Origin of the sequence: Algibacter agarivorans, from assembly GCF_039543245.1 — a bacterium.
In the GTDB taxonomy this organism is placed as follows: Bacteria; Bacteroidota; Bacteroidia; order Flavobacteriales; family Flavobacteriaceae; genus Algibacter_G; species Algibacter_G agarivorans.
On sequence record NZ_BAABJJ010000010.1, the window covers coordinates 144384 to 151647 of the forward strand.

General features: G+C 33.8%; 8 protein-coding genes and 1 pseudogene. 4 read left to right on the forward strand and 5 right to left on the reverse strand.

Annotated elements, in window-relative coordinates; all coding sequences use genetic code 11:
• The first annotated feature begins 5 nt into the window (after window positions 1-5).
• Entirely contained in the window at window positions 6-890 is an 885-nt protein-coding gene (locus ABD935_RS03890) for an NAD-dependent epimerase/dehydratase family protein (protein WP_345190288.1), read from the forward strand.
• 87 nt (window positions 891-977) lie between these two features.
• Here the strand turns inward: ABD935_RS03890 and ABD935_RS03895 are convergent, their stop codons facing one another.
• The 5 genes from ABD935_RS03895 to ABD935_RS03915 form a co-directional block, all read right to left on the reverse strand.
• Entirely contained in the window at window positions 978-2192 is a 1215-nt protein-coding gene (locus ABD935_RS03895; protein WP_345190289.1) for a glycosyltransferase family 2 protein, read from the reverse strand.
• Between the two features lie 8 nt (window positions 2193-2200).
• Window positions 2201-3010 carry an SMP-30/gluconolactonase/LRE family protein gene (locus tag ABD935_RS03900; protein WP_345190290.1) on the reverse strand — a complete coding sequence of 270 codons (810 nt, stop codon included), beginning with the start codon at window positions 3008-3010 and terminating at the stop codon, window positions 2201-2203.
• A gap of 13 nt (window positions 3011-3023) precedes the next feature.
• Window positions 3024-3770, reverse strand: a complete 747-nt coding sequence (locus tag ABD935_RS03905) for an SDR family NAD(P)-dependent oxidoreductase (protein ID WP_345190291.1) — start codon at window positions 3768-3770, stop codon at window positions 3024-3026.
• 332 nt (window positions 3771-4102) lie between these two features.
• Window positions 4103-4708: a sugar transferase gene (locus tag ABD935_RS03910; RefSeq protein WP_345190292.1), complete on the reverse strand. Its 606-nt coding sequence runs from the start codon at window positions 4706-4708 to the stop codon at window positions 4103-4105.
• A 184-nt stretch (window positions 4709-4892) separates the two neighbouring features.
• Window positions 4893-5384, reverse strand: coding sequence for a hypothetical protein (locus ABD935_RS03915; RefSeq protein WP_345190293.1), 492 nt, complete (start codon window positions 5382-5384; stop codon window positions 4893-4895).
• Window positions 5385-5937: 553 nt separating this feature from the next.
• Between ABD935_RS03915 and ABD935_RS03920 the strand changes: the two genes are divergently transcribed.
• The 3 genes and pseudogenes from ABD935_RS03920 to ABD935_RS03925 form a co-directional block, all read left to right on the forward strand.
• On the forward strand, window positions 5938-6792 hold the full coding sequence (locus ABD935_RS03920; protein ID WP_345190294.1) for an NAD-dependent epimerase/dehydratase family protein: 855 nt from the start codon (window positions 5938-5940) through the stop codon (window positions 6790-6792).
• Between the two features lie 82 nt (window positions 6793-6874).
• Complete coding sequence (locus tag ABD935_RS16605; protein WP_425550195.1) at window positions 6875-7018, forward strand: transposase; 144 nt, start codon at window positions 6875-6877, stop codon at window positions 7016-7018.
• Window positions 7019-7148: 130 nt separating this feature from the next.
• Window positions 7149-7264 (forward strand): annotated as a pseudogene (locus ABD935_RS03925) (IS200/IS605 family transposase); the annotation flags it as partial.

Below are 7264 nucleotides of genomic sequence, written 5' to 3' on the forward strand. Positions count from 1 at the left end.
GTAATATGGTGAAACAAACCCTTTTTATTACTGGAGCGGATGGCTTTTTGGGTCATCACTTAGTCCAACAATTGGCAAAAACTTATAATATCGTTGGTTTAGTGAGATCCACAAAAACCCTTAAACGCTTAACAGCCGGGCAAATAACGTTATGTAGTACCGATGAACCATTAAACGAAGTTTTTGACAGATACCGACCTGTCGGAATTATTCACACAGCAACCAAATATGGAAGATTTGGTGAATCTGTACCCAGGCTACTTGATGTAAATGTTGATTTACCGGTACATTTGCTGGAGCTCTCCCAAAAATACAATTCAAAGATATTTATTAATATCGGTAGTTTTATCACCCAAGGAAAAGGATATAATTATTTGCAGGATTATGCACTATCCAAACAACAGTGTTCCCAATGGCTTAGGCTCATTGCCAATAAAGCTAACACCTGTAAAGTAATCGACTTTACTATGCACCATCCCTTTGGACCTGGGGATTCTGAATCTAAGTTCGTTAGCTATATCGTAAAAGCCATAAAAGAAAGAACGGCTTTTATAGACTTGACCCCTGGCGAACAAAAAAGAGACTTTATTTATGTGGCCGATGTAGTGTCTGCTATTGAATTAGCTTTAAACCAGTCTGGTAATTTACAAAAGCCTTATACTCAAACAGATTTGGGCACAGGTTCATCCTATACGTTACGTTATTTTCTTGAAACTCTTAAGGCAGTGTCCGGAAATACCGAAACTAAACTTCGATTTGGAAAATTGCCCTATCGGGAAAACGAGATTATGGAAGCAAAAGCTGTACCCGACTTACTTAGTTCTTGGGGTTGGAAACCTAATTACACCCTAAATCAAGGTCTTTTGCTTACTTTAGAACAGACAATCTAGTTTCGTTGCTTCGGCCCTTACTACTGTGGAATATTATCTTGTTAATTTAGCACCTTAAAATACCTAGGTATCTACTACTACTACTACTTAGTCATTGTGAAAACCCAATTGTCCAAACAGACTACATATTTCTTTTTCATCCGTATTGATTTGCACTATTTTATTGTTATCAATTCCCATAAGCACCAATTCTGCCTTAATCGATTTAAAAGCAGACGGATTGATTGTTGCAATTATTAAAAAGTCGAACTCAGTATTGACAATAGAGCTAAGTGGTTCAACAAAATTGTCACCAATATTGAGTTTGTGAAAATCAATATCTATCCATTTAACAATTTGAAAAAAATTGCTTTTGCTGTTCGATGATAAAATATGCTGACCAAAAGAACCTGAACTATAGACAATAACTTTGGAGTTCTTTTTTGCTTTTAAAAAAGGATTGAAAATAACTTTACCCGAGGCATCATGAATTAACCCTCCTGATCTCACCAATATCATGGAATAAAGATAATAAAGTATCTGTGTGCTTAAGTTATCCTTATTAAGGAAAGGACTTAATTTTACTTTTAAAAAATTTTTCAACACTCCCAATCTGTAAAACTCAATACTTGTGTCTTTAATGGATTTTAGGATGGAATCATGTCGCTGTCTGTAGTAATAAAGCGGTATCTTACTTATTGTAAGTTTTTTTGAAAGTGACAAATATGTATACGTTATGGCGGCGTCTTCTCCCATCACAATTTCACCAGGAACCTCATATAATATTTCACTGAGCAACTCCCTTTTGAACAGTTTGCTCCACACATAGGTAGATATTTCGTGTTCACAAAAGGCGCCATTGTACATAGCCTTTGGAAGAATTAATGATTTAATTTCATCTTCTCCAAAAACACCTGAATATGAAGGCTTTACTGTTTCTATTTTTCCTTCGAATTCCCTGAAATGCCCCGTTACAACGAGATCGGAATTATTAACTTCTGCAAGGTTGAATAAAATATCGAGATAAAACTTATCCACCCAATCATCACCGTCAATATAAGCGACATACTTGCCCTTGGCGTTCTTAAGCCCTTCTTTTCTGCCACTCAAAAGTCCTCCATGTTCTTTGTGGATTGCTTTAATCCGATTGTCTTTACTTGCATATTCGTCACAAATATGAGGGCAATTGTCAGGGCTCCCATTGTCGACCAAAATCAGTTCAAAGTCAGTGAAAGATTGGTCTAAAATGCTGTCAATACATTTAGAAAGATACGCTTCAATCTTATATATGGGGACAATGACACTGATACTAACTTCATTCATAATCACAGTTAATTTAATTCAATATAAAAAAGTCCGCCTCCATATATATCATCTTTGGAAGACTTTGCAGTTGTTATATATAGGTTTAAATGATTGTCAATACAGCAGGATGTCACGTTTGGACAAGGCAATTTTCGCTGATCCATTTTTCGACCATTTTTAGGATTCCATCGAGATATACGCCCTCCTCCCCATTCTGCAATCCATAACATACCCTCATGGTCCATGCACATACCATCGGGACTTCCCTTTCCATTAAACTCTATCACGTAAGACTCAAATGATACATTCCCGTTTTTTATATCATAGGCATATTTGGCCACTTTCTTGGTCGGGGTATCAATAAAGTAAAGACTACTGCCATCTTGTGAAAATGACAGACCGTTAGAGATGGTTGTGTCCTCGATTATAACCTTGTATTTTCCTTCCGAATACGAAAAGACCTTTCCTATGTTATCTTTGACCTCAGGATATCCCATCGTTCCAATGATAAACCGTCCTTCGGGGTCTTTGATTCCATCGTTATATCTGACGGAATTTGATATATCCATTTGAAAAGAAAATTGTTTTTGCAATGTATTGAAATCTATTTCAAAAAAACCGTTTTTAGAGGCGACCATGATTCTTTTCCTATCCAACAAAAAAATGCAACTCACGGGAGAATCTAATTTGACGCTCAAAATTTCACCAGTTGATGGATTGTAACAGAAGACTAAGTAATCTAAAATTGATACAAAATAAAGTAGATTTTCCTTATGGTCAAAAACAGGTCCTTCTAAAAGTTCCGAATTGAGGTGAAAAATAAGTGAAGGGTTCATATGGATGTATTGATTAAATGTAATGTCCTCCGGTAATTCTTACTAATGACCCTGTAGTCATGGCAGATTCATCAGAAATTAAATGCATAATTGCTGGTATCGGATCTAATTTATTTAACAGACGTCCCATTGGAATAATATTGCTTGCAATATTATTCAATTCTTCTTCACTTACGCCCTCTTCAGCTCTCAATTTTAGTTCCCCTTCAGTATCGGTCCAACCCATTACAACGTAATTTGATCGAATGCCGTATTTAGCATAATGATGTGCAATATGATTTGATAGTGTGTAAAGCGCACTTTTTGTAAGTGCATATGAAGCTCTATCAATATGACCATAATCCATATGAGGAGATCCAAAGAAAATGATTGAACCTACTTTAAATTTCATCATAGATTTTAATACATGTTTCAACAAGAAAAATGGAGCTTTAAGATTAATGTTAAAAACACTATCGTAAATGTCCTCTTCGGTTTCAATGATAGATGTAATGGGCGTTATTCCCGCATATAAAACTAATGCATCTATGTTTCCGAATTTTTTTATTGTCTGTATGTAATAGTCTTCAATTTCCTGGATACTATTCAGGTCAATCTTATGAAAATAAAGCTCATTTGCTGATTGTAAAGATTGGATGATTTTATTACCTTCATCAAGGTTTCTACCGCAAAAAGACACATTGTAACCTTTATTTAGGCAGGATTTTAGTATCTCGTTACCAACGCCCTTGGTCCCTCCTAAAATCATTACTGTTTTCATAGATTTTTAATTTTATGGTTATCGACTATACAACAGTCCAAATCTAGTTATTTATTACTGAGTTCAAAATTTTTTCCTACATAATTGAAATAATATCGTTTAAAGTAATTATGAAACATCATAATCGCTATGAATTGGCCCCATAGAACTGAGTCGTTTTTTAATGTTTATTGTTCTAAATTTTATATCAAGAGTGGATTGTTATATTAAAAAAAATATTTCCTTTTAAAATAACTTTTTCTTAGTTAATAATAGTGTAATAACCAACAAACCTAATCCTTAGGTTTTTTTAGCGGCATACTTAGTTTTAGTGAATAATTAAACCCACTTTATTAAGTGTTTCCATCCCAAAGACTAAACGAAGCGCGTTCAATGTTGGACATGGCTTCTCGATTGAATATTTTTTGAATAGTTTTCAACAGGATTTTTAAATCAATATTAAAGCTTAAATGATCAACATACCATACGTCAAGAGCAAATCTTTCCTTCCATGACAAGGCAGTACGTCCATTCACTTGTGCCCATCCAGTGATACCTGGCTTGACCATATGTCTTCTTGCTTGTTCTTTATCATATAATGGAAGATATTCAATTAATAGTGGTCTAGGGCCAATGAGTGACATATCTCCTTTTAATACATTGACCAATTGTAAAAGTTCATCTAACGAAGTTTTTCTAATAATTGCACCAACTTTTGTAATACGCTGCGCTTGATTAATTAATTCACTTTCATTGTTTTTGGGGTCTTTCATGGTCTTGAACTTAATAATCGTGAATAATTTAGTATGCTTCCCAGGTCTTTTTTGGAAGAAGAACGGTTTACCCTTATTTGCAAATACCAATAGAATGATTAAAATAATAATCAACGGAGAAAATAAAATCAACGCAACAAGCGATATTGAAAAGTCTAAAATTCTTTTAAAAACTTTTTTGTACATAATTAATCATTTTATTAATGTCTCTCTTTATTAAGCATTCATGATTTTGGTTTTTAATGTCTTAAAAAATGATTTTAGGAGAACCTATAGCCTAGTTAACTAGCGTTGAATCTTGTGCACAAACTAACTTCACTATGCTTATTAACCTAATTATCTAGTAGAACTATGTAATAAAAGAAATAATCTAAGGAAATTGCTGAAATTTCTTATACCTATCAGGGACCGGAAATTCTGGTGTAACACCGTGCCAAAACATGTTGACAATCCACCATCTATCTTGATAATAGGCCAATTGAATACTTTTTACATCTTGTTTGTAAGGTTTGTTGTTTGCCATGTCTTCCTTGCTATGGAAAGCTTCGCAATGACTAAATGCATGACCAATGTTTGCATAACTTTCTACAACCCTACCTACTTCTCTTTCGTAAAAAGCAGTTTCTCGAGTATTGTCAAACCAATACCCAATACGTTCAACGTAATCATTAGGGTGTATCCATTGAAGCCTGAAATTACGATTTATATCCTTCTCATAACCGATTTTGTAGGCTTGAGGATGAAATAAAAATCTAAAAAAATCCCAATCTCTTTTTTCACCTGGCTCACCACCAAGGCAAGCATAAAATGCCGTTATTAAATCATCTATATTTTGTACACGTTTCAAATATTCTTTTTTCATTTAAATTTGTTATTTTGGTTATAATTTTATTTAAAGCAGTGAAATACAACTTCTAAGAATTGTGGCAATTCAAGAGCCTAAAATTAGGTATATTAATTTAAAAATTTTAGTTTCATAAGTTCATATTCGACGTACAACCCCTTTATTGGGTGTACTACAAATTTCTCTTTTTTCATATAAAATTGCGAAATTTACAAAGAGGAACCGGATTCCATGACATTGTAATTTGGAGATCATTATAGCTATCCAAAGTTTCACCTACAGGACGTGCTGCAAAAGGCTCAAGCTCTCGGGCAAAAGATGGACAATACATGGCCTACAGAAAACAGCACAGCTAAGAGCTACTAACAAAAACGGAAAGCGGAACAAGGTCGACGAATCTATACAAAATGACCAAATAGGTGTTATATATCTTATAAATTGGGTATCTGGTCGTGAAAATTGGGAGTAGCCAAATTATTTGTTTTTTTTCGTATGAATAAATAAATCCATTGACTGAAGTCCAACAAATTGAACTCTGAAGAGTGGATTTATTAACTTTAATAAAATGGGGATGAAGAATAATATGAGAATACTTATTACAGGAGGGAATTCTAGCGTTTCAAGATACGTAAGGCCATTGTTATCTGAAGATTATGAAGTAATTACAATTGGTCGTAGAGACTGTGATATTAATTTGGATCCAAATAGATCTTTAGCTGATCAGTTGCCTGACCATGTAGACATTGTGATTCATACAGCTGCTTCATTTGGTGGAGATACAGAAGAGGAGATATATGAAACAGAAAAGTTTAATGTATTAAATACAATGAACTTGTGTTTTCAGTTGAGAAAAATGAATGTGAAACACTTTATTCATATATCAAGCATATTTGTCCATTTGGAAGATACATCACCATACAACAGTATATACTCTATTTCTAAAAGACATTCAGAAGATATCGTAAAATTTTGTTTAAAAAAAGAGGAAATCCCGTATACTATTTTAAGGCCTTCTCAGTTATATGGTAATGATCCTTCTTTCATAACTCATCATCCATTTCTTTATCAAATTATAGAAATGGCATCAAAAGGTCAGAAAATCTCTTTATATGGGAATCATGGTGCAAGTGCAAACTATCTTCATATTAAAGATTTTTCGGAGGTGCTTTACAGGGTAGTCAAAAAATGTGTTTTGGGTGAATATGATTGTACTACAATGGCTCCAAATACTTACTTGGAGATTGCTCGTAACGTCTTTGAATTAACGAATAATACTATTTCCATTGAACTTTTAAAAGATAAAGAAGAATCAGGTAATGTATTTAAATATGATGATACCATTTATAAAAAGGTTAACTATTATCCCAAAGTGTCAATAAAAGGTGGTTTGTCTGAAATACTAAATGCAACGAGAGTTCTATACTAAGAAATCAATCATTTCTTCATCCTTGAAAAACCACCCGCATAGCCGGTGGTAATATTGTGATTGCCTATGGCTATATTTGGTCATGGGTAGGTATAAAAAGTTGATTCATATTGTTTACAAGTTTGACTATCATATTGTTTGGGTTCCGAAATACCGTTTTAGGGTTCTTTTAGGGTCGATTCGTGATTTACTTGAATCCGATATGCGTTGCCTTTGCCAATGCTAGCATATTTGATTTTGAACTATCCGAATCGGATATTGATTTTATTTCTCATTGAAAAACCACCGTCTTTGACGGTGGTCATGTTTTAAAGGCTCTGCCATTTTTTAGCTTTGCCCATCTAAAACTTTTTAAGATGAGTAAATATAGAAAATTAACGCATGTGTATTACAAATGTGGCTATCACATTGTCTTCACGCCCAAGTATCGTTTTCAGATACTTGAGGGAATGGTCAAATCATTGGTTGAGCA

Bases quoted from the DNA above. Each gene is read 5' to 3' on its own strand.
- ABD935_RS03890 (WP_345190288.1), top strand. From the start codon at position 6: ATGGTGAAACAAACCCTTTTTATTACTGGAGCGGATGGCTTTTTGGGT.
- ABD935_RS03895 (WP_345190289.1), bottom strand. From the start codon at position 2,192: ATGAATGAAGTTAGTATCAGTGTCATTGTCCCCATATATAAGATTGAA.
- ABD935_RS03900 (WP_345190290.1), bottom strand. From the start codon at position 3,010: ATGAACCCTTCACTTATTTTTCACCTCAATTCGGAACTTTTAGAAGGA.
- ABD935_RS03905 (WP_345190291.1), bottom strand. From the start codon at position 3,770: ATGAAAACAGTAATGATTTTAGGAGGGACCAAGGGCGTTGGTAACGAG.
- ABD935_RS03910 (WP_345190292.1), bottom strand. From the start codon at position 4,708: ATGTACAAAAAAGTTTTTAAAAGAATTTTAGACTTTTCAATATCGCTT.
- ABD935_RS03915 (WP_345190293.1), bottom strand. From the start codon at position 5,384: ATGAAAAAAGAATATTTGAAACGTGTACAAAATATAGATGATTTAATA.
- ABD935_RS03920 (WP_345190294.1), top strand. From the start codon at position 5,938: ATGAAGAATAATATGAGAATACTTATTACAGGAGGGAATTCTAGCGTT.
- ABD935_RS16605 (WP_425550195.1), top strand. From the start codon at position 6,875: ATGGGTAGGTATAAAAAGTTGATTCATATTGTTTACAAGTTTGACTAT.